The organism is Marinimicrobium koreense, assembly GCF_003762925.1.
In the GTDB taxonomy this organism is placed as follows: Bacteria; Pseudomonadota; Gammaproteobacteria; order Pseudomonadales; family Cellvibrionaceae; genus Marinimicrobium; species Marinimicrobium koreense.
The window spans coordinates 1,573,132-1,596,244 of the sequence record NZ_RJUK01000001.1; the positions used below are offsets into that span (position 1 = coordinate 1,573,132).

The following is a 23,113-nucleotide window of genomic DNA, read 5'->3' on the forward strand; positions in this document are numbered from 1 at the left end:
CATTATCAACTAATGATGTATTAGTTATTATTGGCGATTTGATCATAATCAATCAGAATATCTGAGCTCGAATAAAATCAGAGTGGTTGTCAATATTTGAAATTAGTGGCGTTGTTATTTATTAGGATTATTTATAAAGGGGTGCACTCGTGATAAAGGTTTTCGATGCTATATAGTGACAAGACAGCACTTGACTTCATTCCTACGAGCAACCCATGAAAAGCATACTGTTTGACCTCGACAACACCCTGCTGGACAGAGCGAGCTCCCTTATCGGATTCTGTCACTGGCAAGCCACTAGCTCACTGGGAATCGACAACTCGGAGAAGTTTGTGGGACGGTTTGTCGAGCTCGATAGCAATGGATCGGTTTGGAAGGACCAGGTTTACCAATGCCTGAAAGGCGAATTCTCTATTCCACAGAGCGTTGACGAGCTGGTGAACGAGTACCTTAACCACTTTCGAAATTTTTGTGCCGAAAGACCAGGGGCTTCGGATGCAGTTCGGCAGCTTGCTCGCGAAGGCTATAAAATTGGCTTGGTCTCTAACGGTAAAAGCCCTTTCCAGGAAGAAAACCTATCAGCGCTCGGCATAGCCGACTTCTTTGATTCGATTATCGTTTCCGAGGCAGTAGGTTGCCGAAAACCTGACCCCAGCATTTTTGAGCTGGCCTGCAAGGAGCTGGCGGTTTCGCCGGATCAGTGCATTTTCATCGGAGACAACCCAGTTGCCGACATCCGGAGCGCTGCCAAGGTCGGCATGTATACCGTTTTTATTCCCAGCGAACTTTATGGCGACAGGTGTGCCGAAGCGGATGCTGTTTGTCGAAGTTACGCTGAGTTGTTGTCTATTATTGAAAACGCTGAAAGCAGATCAATCTCTCAGCAGTGATCATATTTGAATTTCATATAGGTAATACCCGGACTCAGCACCAACCGCCAGGCCAGCTCCACGTCATCGTCGAATAGAGGATCATAACGTTTGACCGTGTCCATCAGGGACTCGAGCCAGAGATCATACAGAAACGGGGGGACATCCAGGCCTCTGCGGCTGTGATTGGCGGCGATACGCTCAAGCACGTTATCGACAGATCCACTCGCATAGAAGGTCAGCAAACTGTAGAAGGACTTTTTCAACATGGTGCGCTGCTTAACCATATCCGTATGGCGGAATTTGTGACACACCAGAGGAGAGGCGGCAAGGAAACGATGATAAAAGCTCTCAAAAAACGGCTGCCCGTCCCGTACTCCAACGGCTACGCGTTCATAGCTTTCGTCAAATAACCGTTCGTAGCTCATCGTAGACTCCGAAGGTATGCCACAGCCGAGCTGACGCCTGAAGCTGCATTTTCCTATGCAAGGGCTGATTCCTGTTGTTTAAACCTCAAGTGTCGTCCATATTTACCTAATGACCAACGTTAAACGACGTTTATTTGAGCTGTATCAACACTGCGCGAGGAAAGTGCCATGAACTTTTTTGAAGACCACCTCAACGAACTCAACCTGCTGGCCCTGTTCGACTCAGCATCCTCTCAGGAGGGCCTCAAAGTACACCAGCACTCCGCCGACCCCGCGATGGTGGCCGCAGCGGAGCAACTCCACCAGAAGGGCCTGATTACTCAGAAGGACGGTGGGTATCTCACGCCGCTAGGCAGTGACGTCGTGGAGCATGTACAGAAAATCCAGGCCGTGCTTCGTAGTAGCTGAACACCGACGCCGGGCAATTTTTCGCCCCCTGTCTATAATCAGAGGTGCCGTTCGACCAGTTACCGGGGCTGACTGACCGGGCCCTACTCGTATCTGGACACCATGAGGGCACACTGATGACCGACACCATCCTTTTGGGTACCCGTAAAGGTACCGTCATGATCGACCGACGGGGGGCGGGCTGGCGACCCCGTCCTATCCTTCACGCCGGCGTTCCGGTCTGCTATGCCGCCCGGGATCCTCGCGATGGCACTCTCTGGGCCGCCCTGGATCACGGCCACTGGGGGCCCAAGCTGTCTCGCTCGCGGGATGGCGGTAAGACCTGGGACGATATCTCGTCGCTGAAGTACCCGGAGGGTGCGCGTCATATCGCCCAGGTACTGCCCACCCCGGATTTCGATCCCGAGGCGCCCGCCGGCACACCGGAATACGCCAATGCGACGGTGTACAAGATCTGGCATCTGGCCTTTGGCGGGCCGGACCAGCCCGGTCGACTCTACGCCGGCACCATCCCCGGAGGGCTGTTTGTCAGTGATGACGGCGGGGGTACCTGGGAGCTAAACCGGCCGCTGTGGAACCATGAGAGTCGCGGCGGCGATCTGTTTGCCGGGGATGCCACCAGTGAAAACCAATGGGGTGGCACACCCGCGAGTATTGATTACGGGGTGTTTGAGCCGGGCATTCATTCCATCATTGTCGATCCGCGCGACCCGAATCACTTGCATGTGGCGGTCTCCTCCGCCGGGGTGCTCGAATCGACGGATGGCGGCAAAACCTGGGCCGGGCGCAACCGTGGCATGCTGATGGACTATCTGCCGAACCCAGAAGCCGACTGGGGGCACGACCCGCACTTTGTAACCCAATGCCCCGGCCAGCCGGACCACCTATGGCAACAGAACCACTGTGGCGTGTTCTACAGTGACGACGGCGCTCAGAGCTGGAAGAAGGTCAGCGACCCGAACACGGGCGTAAACTTTGGCTTCCCGGTGGCCGTGGATGAACAGGATGGCCGCACCGCCTGGGTGGTACCGGGCCGGAGCGACGCCCAGCGTATGACCATCGACGGCGGACTGTTTGTCGCCCGTACCGAGGATGGCGGCCAGTCCTGGCAGGCACTGCGCAACGGCCTGCCCCAGGAGAATGCCCACGACATCGTGCTGCGCCACGCCCTGGACGTCTCAGGTGATTGCCTGTGCTTTGGCAGCACCACCGGCAATGCCTACCTGTCGGAAGACCGAGGCGAAACCTGGCAGTGCCTGGGCAACAACTTTCCGCCCATCTACTCCGTGCGGCTTGGTTGACCTCTATGCCTACGATAAAGATGACCTCACACCTGTACCGGTTCTTTCCTCAATTACAGGACCGAACGCTGGCCGCACCGCCCGGCTCGGTCTCCGAAGTGCTGCATGCCATTAATGAGCAGGCGCCCGGTTTCACCGACTATGTACTCGACGAACGGGGTGTGGTGCGGCGACATGTAAAACTGTGTATTAACGATACCATCGTGATTGATCGAAAAACCCTCGCGGATCAGGTTGAAGACGGTGATACTCTGTTTATCTTTCAAGCGCTGAGTGGCGGCTGATGATCTTTCTGTATTCAACGCTTTTCCTTATCGGCACAGCCCTGATTGCGCTTCGGCTGGCAGACGAGCACGCAGACCGTGCAGAGTGGGTAAGATTGGCGGCACTGCAACCTGAACGCCCGGCACCATATGATCCCTCCTTGGTTTCGGAGTTGCCTGAGCCAGCACAGCGGTTTTTCAACTTTGCCATCACCCCCGGCACACCGCTCTATCGCGTGGCGAAATTACGTATGGAAGGGCAGTTCAGCCTGGGATCAAAGGCAGCGCCCAATTATCAACCAATGCGTGCCGAGCAGATACTGGCTGCTCCGGAGGGATTTGTCTGGCGAATGCGACTGAAAGGCCCAATGCTCATTTGCGGGTCAGACTCCAGTTGCTGGACCCGCTTCCGTATTCTGGGTCTGATCCCGGTAGCGCGCCAGGGCGGGAATTCAGATCATGCCCGTTCCGCCTTTGGTCGCTATGTTGCTGAAGCGGTCTTTTGGACACCCGCCGCACTACTTCCAGGCCCAGGCATCACTTGGGAGGCGGTTGACACCGATACCGCTCGAGTAACGCTGTCGTCGGGAGACTTGTCCCAATCCGTCAGCATTCACATGGACAAGGAGGGGCAACCCACTCATGTGTCATTTATGCGTTGGAGCAATGCCAACCCTGAGAAGACATTCCGCCTTCAACCCTTTGGCGGCATTCTTTCGGACTTCAGGGAAATTCAAGGATTCCGGCTCCCCTACCAGGTCGATGCGGGAAATGGCTTCGGAACTGATGAGTACTTTGTGTTTTTCAAGGCCAGAATCAATGACATTCATTTTGACCACAATAAGCGATAGGATATGGCACTAAAAACACGCTGGATAATTTTTTAGAGGAACATTTCATGAACCCCAAGGAGAACCAATGAAAGCCTCGAGGGAATTTTGGGACAAGAGCGCACCCCGCTACGCCAAGAGCCCGGTTCGGGACGAAGCGGTGTACCAGGAAAAGCTGGCCATTACTCAGGAATACTTCCGGCCGGACTCGTCGGTACTGGAGTTCGGGTGCGGCACCGGAAGTACGGCATTAGTGCACGCGCCCCATGTCAGACAGATTATCGCCACCGACATATCGCAGAAGATGCTCGATATCGCGGAGCAGAAGGCGCGGGATGCGGGGGTTGAGAACATCCAGTTCCAGCAGGGCACATTGAATGATCTCAGCTTCGACAAAGAATGCTTTGACGTCATTCTGGGGCTCAACATTCTGCATCTGCTTGAGGATGTGGATGCCACTCTCGCAACCGTCCACAAGCTGTTGAAACCGGGCGGCGTTTTCGTTTCCAGTACCGCGCTGGTGGGCGACCTGTTTTTCCTGTGGCGATTTCTGATCCCCGTTATGCAATGGGTGGGCATGGCACCTTACGTCAATACCCTGAGCAAGGAAGCGTTACTTTCCAAACTGACCAGAGCGGGGTTCAGTATCGAGCGCGAGTGGCAGCCCAACAAGGCCTCGATCTTTATCGTCGCTCGTAAGTAGCGAGACAATGGCAGATTATTGCTCGTAGAGAACTCTGCCTTGGTAAATCGCACCCACCCGATTTGCGATGAGCTTCATAGTAAGCCGTGTCATGGGCCGTTAATATCGTTCAGCGTTGCGAGACCTGAACCGATGAGGACCAGGCACGGATGGGGATGAAAGCCGTTCTGTTCAATGTTCATGATATTGCGTTGATTGTGACAGTCATCGCCTGTGCGCTGCTGGGCTCCCGACACATTGGCGGCTGGCGTCGACCGAAGCGCTCCGGTTATCTTTTTGGGTTGTTTCTCGCGATCAATGCGCTGGTCGCCGTGAATACACTGATTGTCTGGGCCGAGCCCATTCGCCACCCGGTGTTTGCGCTGCTCCCCTACTTGTATCTCGTCTTGGGCGCCGTGGGCTTTCTGCTGGGGCCCCTGCTCTATTGGCAGTTGAAATCACATATGAGCCCGGGGTTCCGCTTGAGCCGCTGGCAGTGGTGGCATCTGACCCCTGCGGTGCTGGCGCTGATATACCTTTACCTTGAGTGCTTCCGTTTTCCCCACGCGGTACAACGGGACCTGCTACTGAACCTGCAGCTGTATCAGCAGCCGAACGCCTATTACGACGACTTTATTACCCTGAAGAAATTATTGCCGCTTGCCTATGGCCTGTGGTGTCTGGCCATCGTTGTTCGCTCCAGGCACGAAGTTTCAGCGACGATCGTCGACAAAGACGTCTTTCGTGAACAGAGTTGTATCGTAAGCGGCTTCACCATGGTGTGGTTGTGGAGCGCCCTTACCCACTTTGTGGGCAGCGCGCATTCCGGTCCGGTCAGCGATGCCATGGGCGTGGTCGGCAATTACGCCACCCTGGCGTTGATCGCCTTTTTGCTCTACCGGGAATTGCTCACACCGCTCCCTACCCTCACAGCACAACAGAGCACGCCCCCGGCCAGTGCCGCCCCCATCGACGATGCCGACGTGGCGCGTATTACAGCGGCCATGACCCGAGATAGAGTCTACCTGAACCCTCAGCTTACCCTGGAGCGTTTTGCGGCGAAGGTTGACTGTTCGCCGCGAGACGTCTCAACCATCATAAACCGCCGCTTCAAGCAGAACTTTCACGATTTTGTCAGTCGCTATCGCCTCGAGGAAGTAAAACGTCAGCTACGCGACCCGGCAACCAGGAATCAGACCATTACCGATATCGCCCGAGCGGCGGGATTCAACAGCAAGGCCACCTTCCACCGCTTCTTCAAGAAAACCGAAGGCATCACGCCATGCGCCTACCGGCAGAAACACCACCCGGACTGTGACGGCCTGCCGGCCAGCTCTCGTACCGCCTGATCCCACCCTGTCTCAATTTCTGAAAAACGCCTATTGAGACTGTTCCTCACGCGCTCCCCACCGGAAAATTACCCGGTCGGCCGCCACTCTCCCCGGGGAGCCAGGCGCCTGCGATCTTCATTCTTATAACTTTAAGGAGTTCGTTATGTTTTCCTCTCTACGGCGACTCGCCCGCACGGTGCCCGTCTGCGGGCTATTACTCATGGTGCCTTTGTTGGCAGACGCCAAACCCTACAAAAGCGCTGAAGTGTTTACTCTGGATTCGGAGCTCTACGGCAAATATGTGATTCGCATGCGGGCCGGTAAAGGCAGCGGCCTGATCTCGGCGTTTTTCCTCTGGAAGGAAGGCTCGGAGCTCGAGGATGTATTCTGGGAGGAGGTAGACATTGAGGTGCTCGGTAAAGACGGCGCCAACGCCTGGCAGAGCAACATCATCACCGGCCTGGGCACCAAGATCACCTCTGAGGAGGTACACCCAGCGTCTGGCCTGGGGGATAGCTACCATACGTTCACGCTTGAGTGGACTCCAGATCGGGTTCGCTGGCTGATTGACGGGCAGTTGGTGCGCGAAGTGAATGGCAATCAGGCCAGTGCCCTGACCAGCCCCGCCCAGGCGCGCATGAACTTCTGGCCGGCGAATATCGCCGAGTGGGTTGGTCCCTTCGATGACAGCATTCTACCGGTGCACATGTACATAAACTGGATGGAATACCATCGCTGGGATGGACAGAATTTCCAGCTTAGCTGGCGTGATGATTTTGATTCGCTGGATCCCTCCCGCTGGGGCACCGCCGACTGGACGTTTGCGGAAAACAGCGCCGATTTCACCCCGAGCAACGTCACCACTCGCGATGGCTATCTGGTGCTGAGCATGACGCATGAAGGGCAGGAAGGCTATAACGGTACGCCGCCACAAGACACCGACGAAGGTACGCCCGAGCCAGATCCCGAGCCGGAACCCGATCCCGAGCCCGAACCGGAACCAGAGCCCACACCCGGTACTATTGGCTGCAGCGTAACGGGGCTCAATCAGTGGGGGTCGGGTTATCAGATGGATGTAACGGTAACCAATGACACCAATAGCGCCATCAACGGCTGGGTCGCCACACTCGGTTTTGATCAGGACCCACAGGTGACCAATAGCTGGAGCGCCAATGTACAGGCCAGCGCGTCCGACATTGTGGCCAGCAGCCTGAGCTGGAATGCCAACCTGGCTCCAGGGAGCACCGCCACCTTCGGGGTTCTCGGCAATGCCAATGGATCGATCAGCACACCGGACTGTACCGCCACGGCCAACTGATACGCCAGAGGCGGTAGATACTGAAATAGGGCTTATCGCTAAGCCCTATTTCATCGCAGTGACCTTGAGTTTCCCCTCAGTCTTTTGCAGAGTTCAGAAAGCCATTAACTTCCAACCAGTACATGAACGAACCAAACCACTTGTTGCTGGTCCGGTCCGGATTGCCCAGCCCGAAGCCGTGACCGCCATTCTGGTACAGGTGGAACTCGACCGGAATGCCCGCTTCGTACCAGGATTCAATCAGGCCGAATTTTCCGTTGAAGAGGAAGTCGTCGGAAGCGATGGCGGCAAACATCGGCGGCGCACTCTCTGGCACATCGACAGCATTCATACCGCCGTAAATCGGACCAATAAACGCCAGCTCGACTTTTTCGGATTCGAGTGCGGTGGCCATAGTCAGGCCTGCGCCGGCAGAGAAACCAATCATGCCGATTCGTTCAGGATCAACGCCCCAGTCATCAGCGCGCTCGAGTATCATCGAATAAGCCGCCTCAACATCTGCAATCTGGTTTGACAGGTCCCAGCGCGGGCGCTCCGGTGCTTCGTTCTGTTCACCACCCCCAGAGGATTCATCGGCTTCTTCGAAGCGGCGGTTCATCTGGTTTTCGAAGTCTTCTAGGGAGGGAGCCGTGGGTTGCAGCCGGTATTTGAGGACAAAGGCGTTGATGCCCTGTTCGGCCAGCGCCTCGGCCACCTCCCAGCCTTCATTGCCCATGGACAGCCACATGAAGCCACCGCCCGGCGCCACAATCACCGAGGTGCCATTGGCTTTTTCCGGATCGGCCAGTACCGGCGTCAGAGTCGCCTTGGAAATATTGCGGGCCATGGGGTCGCCCCACTGACGGAACCAGCTTTCCGGCTCGGTCTGCCCTTCAACGCCACCGGTTTCCAGAGGAATGGCGCCGGGCTCATCGGGTGCCTCGATCGGATACATTTTGCCGTCCTGCGCGAAGGCGGCGGTGCTGAAGGCGATCAGTGCGACCGCGACGCATTGACTCAAAAATGGGATTGATTTTCTGCTCATGACGTTCCTGCCTGTGCGTTGTTATTGGCTTTCGTTGGGTATACTCGCTGATTGAACGATCGCTCCAAAACCGGGCTCCGGCACCGGAACGCCTATCAGTCATGTGGACAATAAGACAAGACACCACGCACGTAAAGCCCCGGCGTAAATGTATACTAGTCGTTTTCACCCGCCCGAGCTCAGCCCTCTCACGCTTAATGGCCCATATTTACACCAATAAGCGAAAAATTTGAGCTAATGCCGCAACATTCCCACAAATTCAACGGAACGCTATGAGGGTATTTCGAAGAACTGGTAACTGTTTCGCCCGTTTTCTTTAATGGTATACATGGCGGTATCGGAGTTTTTCATCAGCGTATCGGCATCACTGCCATTTTCAGGGAACACACTGATGCCAATACTCAGGGTGAGCTTGAAGGATTGACTGTCAACCCAGTTCGGCAGTGAAAACTTGGACAGCAATTTTTCGGCGATGTGGGCCGCGTCCTCACGACTCCCGATCTCAGTCAACAGGATCACAAACTCGTTACCTTTCAGGGAGAGGTAGTCGGAGCGTTTGCACAGCGGAGCGTTCAACGTTCGATACGTGTGTCAGCGCACCGACACCCAAGCGGCGTTTGCCTAATGTACGTGCAAGAGCGAAATAGAAACTCAGTCATTTGGACGAAGTGCATCGCTCCCCGGAGAAACTCCATGAAAGAGAAAAACCGCAACAAGGCAAATGACAAGGCCGCTATTGAGCGCCGCAAGCAAAAGCGGGCTATGCAACAGCAACACTCCACCGATAAACACATCGATCAGGTATTTCCAGATGTTCCTAACAAGGATACCTTTGGGCCCGCAAAATTCAGTCACATCACCGGCAACGGGTTTCGCGGAGATAACCGACTATCGCCATTGGCAACCAATAGAACCCCCATTTGAACAGGATCAAACAAACGTAACGTCGGTTTCAGCCGTTTCAAGGGTCATGGTGGTAGATCTCTGCTACCCGAAGTAGGACGATGCCGCGTTAATGAGCCTGTAGCAGGCTGGGCTTGAGCAGACGGTCCGTCTCCTTTTTGACCACGGAGTAGCACTCACAGCTCAGTGTCTCAAGCTTGCGGCGGTCGATGACTTCGATGTGACCGCGGCGGTACTCGATAACACCGAGCTTCTGTAGCCGGCCCGCGGCCTCGGTCACCCCCTCCCGGCGAACGCCGAGCATATTGGCGATCAGCTCCTGGGTCATGACCAGGTGATTGGTGGGCAAACGATCCAGCGACAGCAGAAGCCAACGACACAACTGCTGGTCGATGGAGTGGTGGCGATTACAGACCGCCGTCTGTGCCATCTGGGTAATCAGCGCCTGGGTGTAGCGAAGTACCAATGACATCAACTGACCGTGGCGGTTGAACTCGTCTATCAGTCTCTGCCCCAACAGCCGGTAGCCGCTACCGCCACTTTGAACCAGGGCTCGGCTGGAGGTGCTTTCGCCTCCCATAAACAGCGCGATCCCCACCAGCCCCTCATTCCCCACCACTGAGATTTCGGCCGAAGCGCCGCTCTCCATGACGTAAAGCAGGGATACGATACAATCCGCAGGGAAATACACATGGCGCATTTTATCGCCGGGCTCATAGAGCACCTTACCCAGGGGTAGGTCGATTTCCTCAAGGTGGGGGAATATTCGTTGCTGAACGTCAGGCGAAAGTGCAGCAAGAAGCTGGTTCTGCGTCGGCTGAAGCGGTATGGGCATCGGTGACATCTCCTTGCTGTCCTGGCGGGTGAGCTTCAGTTTAGCCTATATTTGGAGGTTATGCGCGACACAAAGTATAAAGCCAAGTCATTCCAGCCCACGGGGGCAATGGGCTATCAGTTTCCCGGACGCGCCATAAATACATCCGTGTCGTCCTTCAGTGTATAGTTGTGTTCCCTATCTTCCCTGTAGGCTCGTTCTCAGTCGTCCTGCCCGAGAACGGTCCGGGAAACTGATAGCCCATCGCTGTCAGAACCCGCTAACAATAAGAATAGCGTATTGCCCTCACAGGCTCTGTACGCTATCGAGCATTAATATTAACAGAAGCAAGAAATACGATTTTCAGATAATCGGATCAAGAAAACATGACTGGACAATTGTTCAGACTTTCGTTGTAACAACCACAGGATGAACTCTCCAGCCGTTTTCGATCGAGAACGGTTATCTTGCCACGACTGTACCGAATGATCCCCTCTCGCTGCAGTTTTATGGCGGCGATGGTAACCGCCCCTCTTTGCACCCCCAACATATTGGCTAGCCTCTGATGTGTAAGAGATAGCTGGTCCGTGGTGGATCGATCGTGAGCCTGCAACAGAGCTTTCGAGAGGCGATTGCCCACCTCATGAAAGTGGAGGCAACAGGCATTTTGCGACAGTTCCAACAACACCACATAAAGGTAACGCTGCATTACCCGGAGCAGCGCGGGATGGCTTTTCAGTGCCGCCCGCATTCCTGTATCCGTCATACGCAATGCAATACAGGGTGCTTGAACGACGCCTAACTTGGAGGCACGATTGATATCCAGAACCAACACCGCTCCCAGCATGCCCTCACTACCGATGCTCTCCGTTTCCAGAGGTTCTTGTCCGCGCAAGGTTTGAATCAGGGAAACGCTTCCACTGATGGGAAAGTATACATGCCTGAAGCGTTCACCCGCTTCGCACAGCACCGTGCCCAGCGCAATATCTACCCGATCGCACAGGGCCAGCACGCCTTTCCGTTGTCGATCCGGAAGACTGTCAATCAAGAAGTTTCCGTTTTTCAACGACTCGCCCGGGCGATAATCGCCAGACAACGGTGGCATTGCCTTCTCCTCTTCATAATTCGAACTGGGCGGTCACTTCTGGTTCAGATCCTTCCGGTCAACAACAAAATCAATAACACCACCACAATGACGCCTACCACCCCACTTGGCATATAGCCCCAACTCCTGCTGTGTGGCCACGCAGGAAGTGCGCCGAGCAACACCAGAATCAAGATGATCAGTAAAATCGTTGAAACGCTCATTTCCATTACTCCTTGGAGTCTCTGAAATTCGAACAGTAGCGAACAAATAGCCAAACTTCGGTGCGCTATCGTACGGATACCAACCGCACATCCCTATACAGTTGACCTGAAGCAGTCCCACCTCAGGAGCACCACCATGAAACAGGTAAGCACCCAACGTTCCAGACAGCGTCTACCCGGCGCCCTGGGTCTGGCGATGGCTGTCGTTTTGCTAAGCGCCTGTACTTCGGCGCCAATGGCGCCGACTTCAGCGTTGAACGAAGCGCGTGAAGCTATTGCCACGGCCGAGCAAGCCGGGGCCCGGCAGTTTGCCGGCGCCGAGCTGGACGAAGCACAACAGAAGTTGATGTTCGCGGAACGATCCGTGAGCAGCGAGCAGATGATTGAGGCTGAGCGTCTCGCCCGGGAAGCGATGATTGTTGCTGAGCTGGCATCCGCCCGGACTGAGGCCGCCAAAGCGGTCGCCATCAATGAGGAAATGCGCCGCAGCGCCGATGCCCTTGACGAAGAAATGCGGCGGACAGGAGAACAGCGATGAACAAGACAACCATTCAACCACTTAAATTCAAGTCAGCTTTGGCAGCGCTGGTGTTTCTGACGGTACTCGCCATCGCGGCGCTCGTGTTGGCGTCATGTGCCACTGCGCCCGACAGCCCCCTGGGGGCAGCGCAAGCACGCAGCAAGCTGACCACATTACAGAATGATCCCAATCTTGCCTCCCGGGCCCGGATCGAGCTACGAGAAGCGGAAGCGGCGGTGCGTCTGGCCGAGCAACCGTTGCCCGCCTCGGATGCGGCATTAGGCGAGCACCGGGTCTACATGGCCACACAAAAAGTCGCCATCGCCCAGGCCAAAGCGACCACCCGCTACGCTGAGGATCAACGGGCCCAACTGGGCGAGGAACGCAGTGAAGCGCGTCTGGAATCCCGAACCCGGGAAGTGAGCAGAGCCCGTGATGATGCCGAACAAGCCCGCTATTCCGAGGCTCAGGGTGCGGCCGAGGCGACCCGGCAGGCCGAGGAGTATCAGCGCCAGATTGACGCCTTGCAGGCCGAGGTGACCGATCGCGGCCTGGTTCTGACGCTGGGCGACGTCCTGTTTGCCACCGGTAGCGCCGATCTTCAACCGGGCGCCAATAGCAATCTCGACAAACTGGTGAGCTTTCTGAACGAGTATCCCGAGCGACGAGTCCAGGTCGAAGGACATACCGATAGCGTAGGTAGCGCCGAGTACAATCAGGCGCTCTCGCAGCGGCGCGCGGACTCTGTCAGCCGCTATCTGGTTCAGCACGGAATCACTTCCCAACGGATTTCGGCTACAGGCATCGGCATGAATCAACCGGTGGCGAGCAACGACAACGCCATGGGACGACAGCAAAACCGGCGAGTCGAGATCATCATCGAAAACCCACAACCCGCATCAACCAGCCAACTACGCTAAACGCGTGATGATCAAAAGGGGGAGCCACCGGCTCCCCCTTTTCTTTTGGAGGGAACTGCCCCACCATTACACATCTAGACAATTTTAATATAAAGGTTCAAAATGAGACCACTGACACTCAGCAACCCCGTCTCTCGGGAGGTGATCCCATGGCAACCGCAACGCCCCGTCGACAGCCAGATACCGCTACCCTGGGCCCCGCCGGGCTCAAGGCGGCCTTCAATATTCTGGAAAAGTGGGACTGCAGCCTGAATGAGCAGTTAGCGATTCTCAGCCTGCCCAAAGCGACCTATTACAAGTACCGCAGTCAGCCCGACAAAGCCCAGTTGGACCGGGACCATCTGGACCGGATCAGCTACCTGCTGAACATTCATGCCAGTCTGAACACGGTATTCGACAACCCGGAAAACCGTTACGGCTTTATGCGCATGAAGAACCACAACCCCTACTTCAGCGGCAAAACTCCCATGGAGGTCATCAGTACCGGCTCCCTGGCGGCGTTATATGAGACCTTCAAACGCGTGGATGCCCTGCGGGGGGCACAGTGGTAGCACCGCTCGACGTCCCCGAACAGCAGGTCGATCAATTGGCCTGCCACCGGCTGATTCCCTCCCGGTTTCCGCCAATTACGCTGTTCGAGGATGTGGCCGATCCGGAGGATTTCGAGGCACTGTACCAGTTGCAGGCGCGGACCAATCCCCAATTACTGGCTGAAGCCGGCGACCTGGGGCTGATCCCCCGGGGTGAGATTCCCTTTGGTATTCGGGGCTGTTCCTACGCCGTGGCGCCATTCACCCATGTGAACCCGGAGGGCAGCCGCTTCAGCGATGGGACCTTTGGCGTGCTGTACCTGGCAGAATCTGTGACCACAGCCATCGCGGAAGTGCGCTACCACCAGCAGCGCTATCTGAGCCGGGTGGAAGGTCTGCGCTATGACCGGCTGGTATTTCGCTCGCTGGTGTGCGGATTTTCGGACACCCTGCTGGACCTGACCAGACTGACGCCGGACCACCAGATCTATCATCCCGAGGATTACTCCGCCAGCCAGTCGCTGGGCGGTGCCGCGCGGCAACAGGGAACAAAAGGCCTGACTTACCTCTCGGTGCGCAACCCGGGGGCCACCTGCTGGGCTTTGTTCACCCCACGCGGCGTCAAAAGTATGGTGCAGTCAGCACATTATGAAATGATCTGGGATGGCGAGGGGATTTCCAGCGTAAACCGAATTTCGAAACGCTAACGAGGGAGTACGGATCTGGCGGGGACTGCCATTCCATCAGGCGTGAGGTAACCGGGCCTCCCTGCCCGGTTCAACATCCAATACCAGCGCGACTTACAGGCGGCTGTAACGATACAGCTCGGTCACACCGTCGGTCATGGTGCTGCAGTAGAAGTGGTCTCCTTCGGCAGCAATCACACCACACTCGAAGTTCTCCGCCGTTTCCATGGTGTTCCAGTCGCTGTCACAGGCGTCGCGCTGACGCTCAACGTGGGTGGACTGGGACAGGAGGCGACCGGTCATACTCCAGGTGAATTCACTCTGGTACTCATCGCAGGCGCCATCGGCCGACTCGGACGCGAAGCCCCCGGTCTGATCCTCGCCCAGGGTTTCCTGACCGAGCGGCTCCCAGGAGCAGCTGCTGTCATCCAGAAGTGCCAGTTCATATTTTCCGGCGATATCACCCGGAGTGACAGGATCGGCGACTTCCATTTCGATGGACAGGTCACCACGCCAGCCGCGCTGACCCAACGCTTCCTGATACCCCATGGAAATGGGTGTCTGGGTAAGATTCAACAGGCCGACAAAGGTCTCAGCACAACCGGGGTTGCCCATGGTCTGCATCACCGGCTCAACGGTGTTGAACATTTTCATGGGCTCGCGCAGATTCAGCGCCAGTGCCGACAGCCCGTTGGTTTCCAGCGTTTCGCCGGCCAGGTTGTTAGCGGCTGCTTCACCGGCACTGCCACGATAGACCACCAGATGCTTGCCTTTGATCGCCGCAAAGTTACCGCCCAGGCCCATCGGGTCGGGAATTTCCACCGCGGTGCCGTCTGAGGGAATGCTCAAGCCCATCATACCCGGCACAAACGAGCTGGCCATGGAGGCCAGGGCCGCCGGATTCTCAGAGCTGATGGACACCAGCACGGAGCCGTCGAGTCCGACTGGCGTTGTATCGCTGGGCTCGAGATTGAACAGCGCAATACCGGCACCACGCACCGAGTCGACCATGGCGGTACCCATGGCGAGCATGGCCGGGTTATAGCTCTGGGCTTGTTGCTGCATCGCCTGCAGTTGCTCGCACTGGAACTCGGCCTGGGTGAACTGGGTCCAGAATTCGCTCAACACCGGCACGAGTTGACTGACATTCAGCCCCAGCGCGTAAGCCGCCAGCTTGTCATCCACGGTGCGGGCATAGCCCGGCACATGGCCCTGCAGCTTCTGCAAAGACGTGACCACACTGTCGTTGTTGATGTGCCAGAGGAAACTCAGATCCTGCCCCAGCTCGTTGCCGTTGACGGAGTAGCCGTCCGAGCCCATGGTGATGCGCGGCATATGGCTCGCCAGCGCGACATAGTCGTTACGACAGGCATCGCTCATGTCCTGGGCGAAATCCTGTTCAAACTCCGGGAACCAGGTGCGCAGCTCACGGCCAGTGCCATTCTGCTCGGGCGAGAACAGGGCGGTCACAATTTGCTGGAAGTCCACATAGCCCATGAACTGGTCCGCATCGGCATAGTCCTTACGCAGTTGTTTGAGGCGCTCGGTACCGGCCAGCGGCTCCGCCTGGGGCTGGCGGGCAAAGCGCAGCATCCGCGCCTCCGGCGTATCCTTGCTGTTCAGCAGAGACAGCGTCAGGCTGCGCTCATCCAGCGCCAGACCCAGCTTGATCTCCGGCTTTTCTTCATTCAGAGACCAGGCGTACAGGGTGGCACTTCCGAGGGTGCTCTGCTCCGCGGTTACGCCGGTTTCCTGCTCGGCTTCAGCCAGTACGGCCATCAGAGGCTCGGCGCTGGTCAGCGAGAAGCGGACTACCGGTGCCGCACCGCTGAAGTAGAAACCATAAGGGCCGGTGGGATTGGCACCGTAGCGATCCACCAGACCTTGCTGCCCCTGAGTGGCCGCCGTCTGAATGTAGTCATCAATCAACCAGCGTACCAGTTGTGCACCGGAACCCTCTTCGCTGGCATCCAGCAGGTCAATCAGCGGCTGGATATCATTGGGGTTCATGTTCTGGAGGGTTTTGTTGGACAGCTCGGTATAGTCTGCCTTGGTTTGCCCTACCACCACCACGGGGCTGTCCGCCGGGATAAAGGTGAGCAGTTCGTCCAGCCCGTTGCCCGAGGTTCGGGAGCCTGTGAAAACGCCGGTGGCAAACGCCACGGCCACTCCCACCAACACCACTACGACGAGCGAAATTTTGGTTATTTTCTGCATAAGAGAAGATTCCTTGTTTTTCCGTATTTAACATCCTGATAAGGCGTAGGATCTGCGCGTAAGAACGCCGCCATATTCTGCCAGAAGCTCAGCCGCCGGGCCATGACCAAGTTCACGTCGCCTGAATAAACCTTTTAGCGGCGCATACGCAAACAGGCCACCCAGTGGTGGCCTGTTTACAATCCGGGGGTGAAACGGACTTAACGCGCGGGAGGTGTCACCCGGAAGTAATCGGCGTCGGCATAGGCGCCCTCGCCGCCCTCCACGAACAGACCGATTTTACCGCCCACCCAGCGGCCCCGCCGGGTTTGGAAGCGCTCACCCAGGAGCTGGTAGTCGTCGCCATCCAGACTGTATTCGAAATCGACCGTCTGATTATCGTGAAAGTGCAACCGCAGGTAAATGCGCCCCTCGCCGGCATAGGCGATGTCGCCCTGAGTCTGTTCGTCACACCCGGTGCGGGCATCGACACAGGTTTTCTGCACCAGCCGGGTCTGCCCATCGCGCTGTTCCAGCCCGATCCATCCGTAATCCTCACCAAACATGACCAGGCCGGCCCGGTCACCGTTATGCCGGGTATTCACTTCGAGCACCGTGGTCATGGTGAATGCGGGCGCGGGCACTTTCTGCATGACCAGCGCCGGGTTCAGCCAGAGGTTGTCCTCGCCATTGGGGGAGTCAAAGTCATGGGCAAGGAGGCGCAGGTGCCCCGCCCGCTCAGTCAGGGAAAACCATTCATCGTAGTAATTGGCGTTCCACTGCCACTGCACACCCAATTGGTCACCGGAAAATTCGTCGGTGGTGACCGGTACCTTGACCGGGAACCCGTCCACGGGTTTGCGGTGCCGCAGTACCGGCTCCCCGAGGCCGTCGGCGTTCACGTTCTGGCCCATTTCCGGCCAGTCATCGCGCCAGCGCACCGGCTGCAGGTGCACAATCCGCCCGTAGGTTTCTTTGGACTGGAAATGAATAAACCAGTCATCGCCTTCCGGGGTCTGCACCCAGGCGCCCTGGTGTGGGCCATTGACCTCTGTGTCGCCCTGGGCCAGGACGATCCGGTCCTCGTAGGGGCCTTCAACGTTCCGGGCACGGAATACCGACTGCCAACCCGGCTCGACACCACCGGCCGGGGCAAATATGTAGTAATAGCCGTTGCGCTTATAGAACTTGGGCCCCTCCAGTGTGCGATAGCCGGGCAACTGAAAGCCGTCAATCACGGTTTCGCCTTCATCGTAGACTTCGGATGCGTCGGGGGCCATGCGCCGAAGCGTCAGAATATTGTTGAGCCCGGCGCGACTCTTTGCCCAGCCGTGCAACAGATAGGCCTGTCCGTCGTCGTCCCACAGCGGCGTCGGGTCGATAAGCCCGGCACCTTTGCCCGGCACCACCAGATGCGGCTCGCTCCAGGGGCCGGCAAAGTCCTCGGCATGAACCTGATAGATGCCAAAATCCGGGTCGCCCCAGAAAATCCAGAACTTGCCGTCGTGGTAGCGCAGACAGGGCGCCCAGATGCCGTTGCCGTGCTGCGGCACATCGAACACCTCGTGCGGGATTTGCCGGTCGACCGCGTGCCCCACCAGCTCCCAATTGACCATATCTTTGGAGGTCAGCAGCGGCAGGCCGGGGGCACTATTGAAGCTCGAGGAGGTCATGTAGTAAGTGCCGTCAACCTGAACCACATCCGGGTCCGAGTAATCGGCGTAAATGACCGGGTTCTTGTAGGTGCCATCCCCGAGGTCGGATACCCAGGGAGCGGTCACCGTAGACGAGTCTGACGACGGCGTGGATTGACAGCCAAACAAAAACAGGCTCGCCGCGCCAAGCGCGGCCAGAAGTGTGCGTTGTCTCATGGTTGATTTCTCTCATTGCATTATGCTTTATTGACCAGCGGAATCATGGCACGGCGCAATCGCACTGGTCAATTTCAGGCGCAGGGCCACTTCCACCCCGGAGCGATCCACACGGGGCCACTTTTTATCCCATTGGAGTATGTATGTATTGGGGATCGTTATTGTTGACGGGTGCGATTGCACTCAGTGCCAGCGCACCGTCCCAGGCCATGAGCCAGGAGGGTTTTGCCCAGTGTATCGAGCGCTTCTCCCAGGAGGCCAAAACCCAGGGGCTGGACTCTGCGATCGTCCGCGATAGCCTGGCCAATCTGAAGTGGGTCGATCGGGTGATCGAGCTGGACCGTCGCCAACCGGAATTCACCACGCCTTTCTCTGACTACTTGAGTCGCCGCGTCACCGACCAGCGAGTGGCGGACGGCCGTCGCCTGCTGCGCGAGCATCGGGACCTGCTCGCCCGGGTCGAGCGGGAGTACGGCGTACCCGCGCCGTATCTGGTGGCCTTTTGGGGCCTGGAAACCAACTTCGGCCGCTACTTCGGCAAAATGTCCGTCCTGGACTCGCTGGCCACACTGGCCTGCGACGAGCGCCGCAGCACCTACTTTACCCGGGAGTTGATGTCGGCCCTGCGCATCGTTGACGAGGGGGCCATTGCACCGGAGCGTATGGAAGGCTCCTGGGCAGGCGCCATGGGGCATGTTCAATTCATGCCGTCGGTGTTCATTCGCCACGCCGTGGACTATGACAATGACGGCAAGCGGGACCTGTGGAACAGCCTGCCGGATGCCATGGCCTCGGCGGCCAACTTTCTCAGCAGCATGGGCTGGGACGACGAATACCGCTGGGGGCGGGAAGTCCGCCTGCCGGAGAACTTCCCGTACCTGGAAGCCGGCCTGAAACAACGCCGCCCGCTGTCGGAGTGGCACGAGGTGGGCATTCGCCAGACCAATGGCACCACCCTGCCCTCCGCGGATATCGAGGCCGCCCTGCTGGTGCCGTCCGGCCATCGCGGCCCGGCCTTCCTGGTGTACGACAACTTCAAGGTGATCATGGGTTGGAATCAGTCCGAGTACTACGCCCTGGCCGTGGGCCATATGGCGGACCGGATTGCCGGCGCAGGCAAGCTGAGCCGAACACCCCCGGAGGACAGCCCGCGGCTGAATCGGGACCAGGTAATGGCCATTCAGGAAAAACTCAATGCCGAAGGCCATGAGGCGGGCAAGGTAGATGGCATCTGGGGGCCCGCCACCCGCCAGGCCCTGAGCCAATTCCAGAGTGAACGCGATCTGGTGCCCGATGGTTTTCCGGACTCGAACACTTTGAGCGCACTGGGTATCGATCTGTAACACGCAACTCCGAAAACCTCTGGCCCGAAACCTCCGGAAGGGTGCCATTCTCAACCTTCCGGAGCCGCCAGCTCCTCACCTTCAAGAGCCGCCAACTTTTCGTCAGGATTCCCAAGACGCCCACCCGCACTCCACATCGCGTCAACCTTCCAGCACTTTCAAGGTAAATGTGACCATTTCATGGAAGATTGATAACTTTTTCCCTGGTTATTCTTTATGTCGATAACAAAATGTTCTTTTTAGAACCTTTTGAAACAATGATCCATGTGGGAGAATGCGCCCCGTGATCAGGAAGTTGCGAAGTCGGTCACAGACCTAGTGAGTCAAATATGGTTCCGCGGCTAATATCTCCGCAGGGCCGACGGTTAAAATATTCAGGTGTTTTACTATGAAAAAGTTTTTGTTTGCTGTTTGCGCATCCGCTCTGTTCAGTGTTTCTGCCCTGGCCTGTGAAGCGCCGGCCAATAAGCCCGCAATCCCCGACCCGGCTACAGCGGCCACTGCTCAAATGGTAAAAACCAACAACGAAGTGAAGCAGTACGTTAAAGCTCAGGAAGAATACCTGAACTGCTCCAGCCTGAGCAGTCGCGAAAAGCGCCAGGCGGTGGAAGAATTGAAAGCGTACGCCGACTCTTTCAACCAGGCGGTACGTCAATTCAAGCTGGCGTCCAACTAAGACGCGAGCTGTTGCAAGATTCGGGGCGCTTGCCCCCTTGTTAGACCAGAGGCTGTAGCCTCAACCCGCTTTTCTTTTGGCCCCCGGTTTCGGGGGCTTTTTTTATCCCCGATTGACCCATTGATGATGCGTGCTCCCCCGGGGTATCAGAAACGCATCAACTCCGAATCCTCACCAAAGAAATAGGCTTGAGTACCGTCTTTCAAACGATACTCCACGGTCAAACCGGCGTGTCCACCGCCCTGGAAGTAAGTCAGCTCAAACCGGTGTTCACCTTCATCCAGCCGGGCCCGACAACTCTGCTTGCGGTACCCTCGATCCCGGTTGAACCGACAGATTTCCCGCCCGTCTACCTTGGCGATAAAACCGTCGTCACTACCAATCAGAAAGCGATACTCCCCCGGCACCAGCACCTCGAAGGGATGATCGATATCCACAAAGAAGTTGTCGGCATAGCCAATTTGCCCCAGCTTGGTGTGGCGTAGCTGGTTTTTTCGGGACAGGTCCAGCCGGTCCACCCAGAGGGTGCGCTGGAAGTCGACCTCCCGCTCCTGGTCAATGCGCCGGATGGCCTCCTTGTTTTTGACCAGCGTCAGCTCCACCACTTTGGGAACGTAGGGCGGCGTGATTCGCACCACGATAGCCAGAGCCACCAGCGCGAGCAACAAAGTCAGTACGGTATTTTTATTCCACCAGGTCCGCATGATCATCGCACCACGTTCATTTGCCAGAGATGAAACCAGTTGCGCGCCTCGAACTGGTCTTCATTGATGGGCAGCCCATAGGTAAACGGGGAGAAGTAGGCAAACATCGCCACCACCAACACCACAAACAACCCGAGGTTCACCATGGTGTGCCGCCGGTTGGCGAGCACCTCATCGCGGAAGATATAGGTGAACAACATGGCCAGGTTGAGCATGCCGAATACCAGGGGCACCAGGTAGTGATAGAGGTACATGACCCGCTCGATCTGCAGGATGGCGATCATGTAGCTCGCATACAGCGTGGTAAATGCCATGACCCAGTAAAACTGGCGCTCGTCTTTGACCGGGTTGCCGTAGACAAACCGGCTGATCGCCAGCCCGAGGGACAAGATCACCCCCAGCGCAACCGAGAACCAAACTATCGGGTTGGCAATAATCTGAATGTAGCGAACCTGCACTTCGCCATCGACGGTGTTTTTATCCCACCGGTAATTGATGCTCTTGTTCCCCAGGGGCCAGCCAATCGCGTAACTGCCGTTCTCGCCGGGTTTGCAGATGTCCAGTCGGGCCACGCCGTCGGAGTATTCCAGCATGTAACGCAGATTGTCCTGAAAACCGTAATAGAAGGCGCTGAGGCTATGGCTGCGACCGGCCCGCACCTCTTCGAGGTAGGGCTCCGAAGCCTTGTAGGTGCTGTTGCCCACAATGTTTTCGCCCAGAGCAATATGCACATACAGAATGCTCGCAAAGACAGCCAGCAACGGCAGTACGGCCGAGGGCACAGTGGTGGCGAGTCGCTGCAGCAACGCTTTCCAGCGAAAGGCCTTGAGGTTCTCCCACTGATCCACGCCCCAGAGCATGACAAACAGCAGCAGCAGAACCGCCCCGTTGAGTTTTACCGATACCACCAGCCCCACCAATACCCCCAGAATGGCGTACTGGGGCAAGCGGATGGGTCTGGTCCTGGTGAGCACATGGACAAAGTAATAAAGTGCAGCAAGGATGAAAAAGAGTTGTATGCCCTCGAGCATGGCAGCGCGGGAGTGGACCACCAACGCATTATCAAAAATCAGCAGTGCGCTGAAACCGGCGGCGACCCAGACCCGTCGAGTGATGCGCCAGACAATACCGTAGAAAAAGAGCACGGACAGGGCCATCAGGAAGGTCGAGGCGAAGCGGAACCCGGTGTAGCTCATTCCCTCCGGGACGGCGGAGCCCTGCAGGTAATCGGTGCGGTTGAAGCGGCTTTTATCGAGGTCTTCGTTGCCTCCGAAGAGCTTTTCCCCGGCGGCGATGAGCAGCTTGCCCAGGGGCGGGTGCAGCTCCATGAACAGGGTGCCGTCCAGGTATTTCTGTCCGGAGGTCACATGATAGTTTTCGTCCCAGAACATGGCCTTGGGCGAACCGTAGTTCACACCGTACACCAGTAACGAGACCAGCAGAACGAGAGCAGGCACCCAAAAGCGCCGGGTTCGAGCGATGGATTGCAACATGATCTTATTGTGTCGTTGTCAGGCCCAACCGTTGGGTCACGGCTTTCCATAAAGAGCGGGCAGTCTAGGGCCCGCTCGCCTCAGGGTCTGCGAACGTTATCACAATCTGCCGGGAAACAGGAGCCCCAGCGGGTCAGTCGGTTCGGCGGCTCTGCTCGGCCTGCCACTCCTCGCGGGGGACGAATTCCAGCGCCAGGGAGTTGATGCAGTAGCGTTTTCCAGTGGGCTCCGGACCGTCAGGGAACACGTGTCCCAGGTGTTCGCCGCAGGCGGAGAGCACTTCCACCCGACGGCGGCCAAACCAACTGTAATCATCCTCGAGCCGGATATTGTCGTCCTCAAAGACGGTCCAGAAGCTGGGCCACCCGGTGCCGGAATCATACTTGTGCCGGGAGTCGAACACCGGAATCCGGCACCCGGCGGTAACGTAGACGCCATCTCGCTTGTTATCCAGCAGCTCGCCGGTGTAGGCCCGCTCCGTGCCTTTTTCCCAGAGAATGTCGTACTGCTCGTCGGTCAGCAGTTCACGCCAGGTGCTCTGGTCGATTTGTTCCAGATTTTCGCCGGCTTTGATCCAGGCACGGGCCTGCTCTACGGCCGGTTGGGACGCCGCCGGCAGGGCCGCCAGCAACAGCAGCCCCAGCGTCAGGGGCAGCAGGCTGGCCAGAATTCGATGCTGATTGATGTAGCGCATA

Annotated in this window: 26 protein-coding genes; 15 read left to right on the plus strand and 11 right to left on the minus strand. The window is 57.2% G+C overall.

Annotated elements, in window-relative coordinates; all coding sequences use genetic code 11:
- The first annotated feature begins 215 nt into the window (after window positions 1–215).
- Window positions 216–890, plus strand: coding sequence for an HAD family hydrolase (locus EDC38_RS06865; RefSeq protein WP_123637863.1), 675 nt, complete (start codon window positions 216–218; stop codon window positions 888–890).
- Here EDC38_RS06865 and EDC38_RS06870 read toward each other — a convergent pair.
- A complete protein-coding gene (locus EDC38_RS06870; protein WP_123637864.1) occupies window positions 881–1,297 on the minus strand; it encodes a globin in 417 nt (138 codons plus the stop codon). The two genes, EDC38_RS06865 and EDC38_RS06870, sit on opposite strands and share 10 nt — an antisense overlap.
- 168 nt (window positions 1,298–1,465) lie before the next feature.
- Between EDC38_RS06870 and EDC38_RS06875 the strand changes: the two genes are divergently transcribed.
- The 7 genes from EDC38_RS06875 to EDC38_RS06905 all read left to right on the plus strand — a co-directional run bounded on the left by EDC38_RS06875 (window position 1,466) and on the right by EDC38_RS06905 (window position 7,430).
- Complete coding sequence (locus EDC38_RS06875) at window positions 1,466–1,705, plus strand: TIGR02647 family protein (RefSeq protein WP_024460766.1); 240 nt, start codon at window positions 1,466–1,468, stop codon at window positions 1,703–1,705.
- A gap of 116 nt (window positions 1,706–1,821) precedes the next feature.
- Window positions 1,822–3,006 (plus strand): sialidase family protein, encoded by a 1,185-nt coding sequence (locus EDC38_RS06880; RefSeq protein ID WP_123637865.1) that lies wholly within the window; start codon window positions 1,822–1,824, stop codon window positions 3,004–3,006.
- 5 nt (window positions 3,007–3,011) lie between these two features.
- The gene (locus EDC38_RS06885) at window positions 3,012–3,290 is read left to right on the plus strand and encodes a MoaD/ThiS family protein (RefSeq protein WP_123637866.1); all 279 of its coding nucleotides are present in this window, start codon (window positions 3,012–3,014) and stop codon (window positions 3,288–3,290) included.
- Window positions 3,290–4,120, plus strand: a complete 831-nt coding sequence (locus tag EDC38_RS06890; protein WP_123637867.1) for a DUF6544 family protein — start codon at window positions 3,290–3,292, stop codon at window positions 4,118–4,120. Before EDC38_RS06885 ends, EDC38_RS06890 begins: the two co-directional genes overlap by 1 nt.
- 67 nt (window positions 4,121–4,187) lie before the next feature.
- Window positions 4,188–4,802: a class I SAM-dependent methyltransferase gene (locus EDC38_RS06895; RefSeq protein WP_123637868.1), complete on the plus strand. Its 615-nt coding sequence runs from the start codon at window positions 4,188–4,190 to the stop codon at window positions 4,800–4,802.
- A 155-nt stretch (window positions 4,803–4,957) separates the two neighbouring features.
- On the plus strand, window positions 4,958–6,130 hold the full coding sequence (locus EDC38_RS06900) for a helix-turn-helix domain-containing protein (protein ID WP_170162870.1): 1,173 nt from the start codon (window positions 4,958–4,960) through the stop codon (window positions 6,128–6,130).
- A 145-nt stretch (window positions 6,131–6,275) separates the two neighbouring features.
- A complete protein-coding gene (locus EDC38_RS06905) occupies window positions 6,276–7,430 on the plus strand; it encodes a family 16 glycosylhydrolase (RefSeq protein WP_123637870.1) in 1,155 nt (384 codons plus the stop codon).
- A 76-nt stretch (window positions 7,431–7,506) separates the two neighbouring features.
- On the opposite strand, the gene EDC38_RS06910 is transcribed toward EDC38_RS06905, so the two are convergent.
- Together EDC38_RS06910 and EDC38_RS06915 are read right to left on the minus strand one after the other, a co-directional pair.
- Window positions 7,507–8,454 (minus strand): alpha/beta hydrolase, encoded by a 948-nt coding sequence (locus tag EDC38_RS06910; protein ID WP_123637871.1) that lies wholly within the window; start codon window positions 8,452–8,454, stop codon window positions 7,507–7,509.
- A 270-nt stretch (window positions 8,455–8,724) separates the two neighbouring features.
- Window positions 8,725–9,030, minus strand: a complete 306-nt coding sequence (locus EDC38_RS06915; RefSeq protein ID WP_123637872.1) for a diguanylate cyclase domain-containing protein — start codon at window positions 9,028–9,030, stop codon at window positions 8,725–8,727.
- A gap of 117 nt (window positions 9,031–9,147) precedes the next feature.
- Between EDC38_RS06915 and EDC38_RS06920 the strand changes: the two genes are divergently transcribed.
- Window positions 9,148–9,378 carry a hypothetical protein gene (locus EDC38_RS06920; protein ID WP_123637873.1) on the plus strand — a complete coding sequence of 77 codons (231 nt, stop codon included), beginning with the start codon at window positions 9,148–9,150 and terminating at the stop codon, window positions 9,376–9,378.
- Between the two features lie 88 nt (window positions 9,379–9,466).
- Here EDC38_RS06920 and EDC38_RS06925 read toward each other — a convergent pair whose 3' ends face one another.
- The 3 genes from EDC38_RS06925 to EDC38_RS06935 form a co-directional block, all read right to left on the minus strand.
- Entirely contained in the window at window positions 9,467–10,192 is a 726-nt protein-coding gene (locus tag EDC38_RS06925; RefSeq protein ID WP_123637874.1) for a Crp/Fnr family transcriptional regulator, read from the minus strand.
- 355 nt (window positions 10,193–10,547) lie between these two features.
- The gene (locus EDC38_RS06930; protein ID WP_123637875.1) at window positions 10,548–11,276 is read right to left on the minus strand and encodes a Crp/Fnr family transcriptional regulator; all 729 of its coding nucleotides are present in this window, start codon (window positions 11,274–11,276) and stop codon (window positions 10,548–10,550) included.
- Between the two features lie 44 nt (window positions 11,277–11,320).
- Entirely contained in the window at window positions 11,321–11,479 is a 159-nt protein-coding gene (locus EDC38_RS06935) for a DUF3309 family protein (protein WP_036160407.1), read from the minus strand.
- 136 nt (window positions 11,480–11,615) lie between these two features.
- Here EDC38_RS06935 and EDC38_RS06940 point away from each other — a divergent pair, with 136 nt between their 5' ends.
- The 4 genes from EDC38_RS06940 to EDC38_RS06955 all read left to right on the plus strand — a co-directional run bounded on the left by EDC38_RS06940 (window position 11,616) and on the right by EDC38_RS06955 (window position 14,156).
- Window positions 11,616–12,017: a DUF4398 domain-containing protein gene (locus tag EDC38_RS06940; protein ID WP_123637876.1), complete on the plus strand. Its 402-nt coding sequence runs from the start codon at window positions 11,616–11,618 to the stop codon at window positions 12,015–12,017.
- Complete coding sequence (locus EDC38_RS06945; protein ID WP_123637877.1) at window positions 12,014–12,919, plus strand: OmpA family protein; 906 nt, start codon at window positions 12,014–12,016, stop codon at window positions 12,917–12,919. The genes EDC38_RS06940 and EDC38_RS06945 overlap by 4 nt, the downstream gene beginning before the upstream one ends.
- A gap of 149 nt (window positions 12,920–13,068) precedes the next feature.
- Window positions 13,069–13,470 carry an antitoxin Xre-like helix-turn-helix domain-containing protein gene (locus EDC38_RS06950; protein WP_024460777.1) on the plus strand — a complete coding sequence of 134 codons (402 nt, stop codon included), beginning with the start codon at window positions 13,069–13,071 and terminating at the stop codon, window positions 13,468–13,470.
- Window positions 13,464–14,156: an RES family NAD+ phosphorylase gene (locus tag EDC38_RS06955; RefSeq protein ID WP_123637878.1), complete on the plus strand. Its 693-nt coding sequence runs from the start codon at window positions 13,464–13,466 to the stop codon at window positions 14,154–14,156. Before EDC38_RS06950 ends, EDC38_RS06955 begins: the two co-directional genes overlap by 7 nt.
- 93 nt (window positions 14,157–14,249) lie before the next feature.
- On the opposite strand, the gene EDC38_RS06960 is transcribed toward EDC38_RS06955, so the two are convergent.
- Together EDC38_RS06960 and EDC38_RS06965 are read right to left on the minus strand one after the other, a co-directional pair.
- Complete coding sequence (locus EDC38_RS06960) at window positions 14,250–16,352, minus strand: hypothetical protein (protein WP_123637879.1); 2,103 nt, start codon at window positions 16,350–16,352, stop codon at window positions 14,250–14,252.
- A 200-nt stretch (window positions 16,353–16,552) separates the two neighbouring features.
- Window positions 16,553–18,202: a glycoside hydrolase family 43 protein gene (locus tag EDC38_RS06965; RefSeq protein WP_123637880.1), complete on the minus strand. Its 1,650-nt coding sequence runs from the start codon at window positions 18,200–18,202 to the stop codon at window positions 16,553–16,555.
- A gap of 143 nt (window positions 18,203–18,345) precedes the next feature.
- Between EDC38_RS06965 and EDC38_RS06970 the strand changes: the two genes are divergently transcribed.
- Window positions 18,346–19,545 carry a lytic murein transglycosylase gene (locus EDC38_RS06970; RefSeq protein ID WP_123637881.1) on the plus strand — a complete coding sequence of 400 codons (1,200 nt, stop codon included), beginning with the start codon at window positions 18,346–18,348 and terminating at the stop codon, window positions 19,543–19,545.
- A 388-nt stretch (window positions 19,546–19,933) separates the two neighbouring features.
- Window positions 19,934–20,221 (plus strand): hypothetical protein, encoded by a 288-nt coding sequence (locus EDC38_RS06975; protein ID WP_123637882.1) that lies wholly within the window; start codon window positions 19,934–19,936, stop codon window positions 20,219–20,221.
- Between the two features lie 146 nt (window positions 20,222–20,367).
- Here EDC38_RS06975 and EDC38_RS06980 read toward each other — a convergent pair whose 3' ends face one another.
- The 3 genes from EDC38_RS06980 to msrB all read right to left on the minus strand — a co-directional run bounded on the left by EDC38_RS06980 (window position 20,368) and on the right by msrB (window position 23,112).
- A complete protein-coding gene (locus tag EDC38_RS06980) occupies window positions 20,368–20,925 on the minus strand; it encodes a PA14 domain-containing protein (protein WP_170162871.1) in 558 nt (185 codons plus the stop codon).
- A 2-nt stretch (window positions 20,926–20,927) separates the two neighbouring features.
- Complete coding sequence (locus EDC38_RS06985) at window positions 20,928–22,382, minus strand: phospholipid carrier-dependent glycosyltransferase (protein ID WP_246004355.1); 1,455 nt, start codon at window positions 22,380–22,382, stop codon at window positions 20,928–20,930.
- 169 nt (window positions 22,383–22,551) lie between these two features.
- Window positions 22,552–23,112 carry a peptide-methionine (R)-S-oxide reductase MsrB gene (gene msrB, locus EDC38_RS06990; protein WP_123637885.1) on the minus strand — a complete coding sequence of 187 codons (561 nt, stop codon included), beginning with the start codon at window positions 23,110–23,112 and terminating at the stop codon, window positions 22,552–22,554.
- Window position 23,113 lies beyond the last annotated feature (1 nt).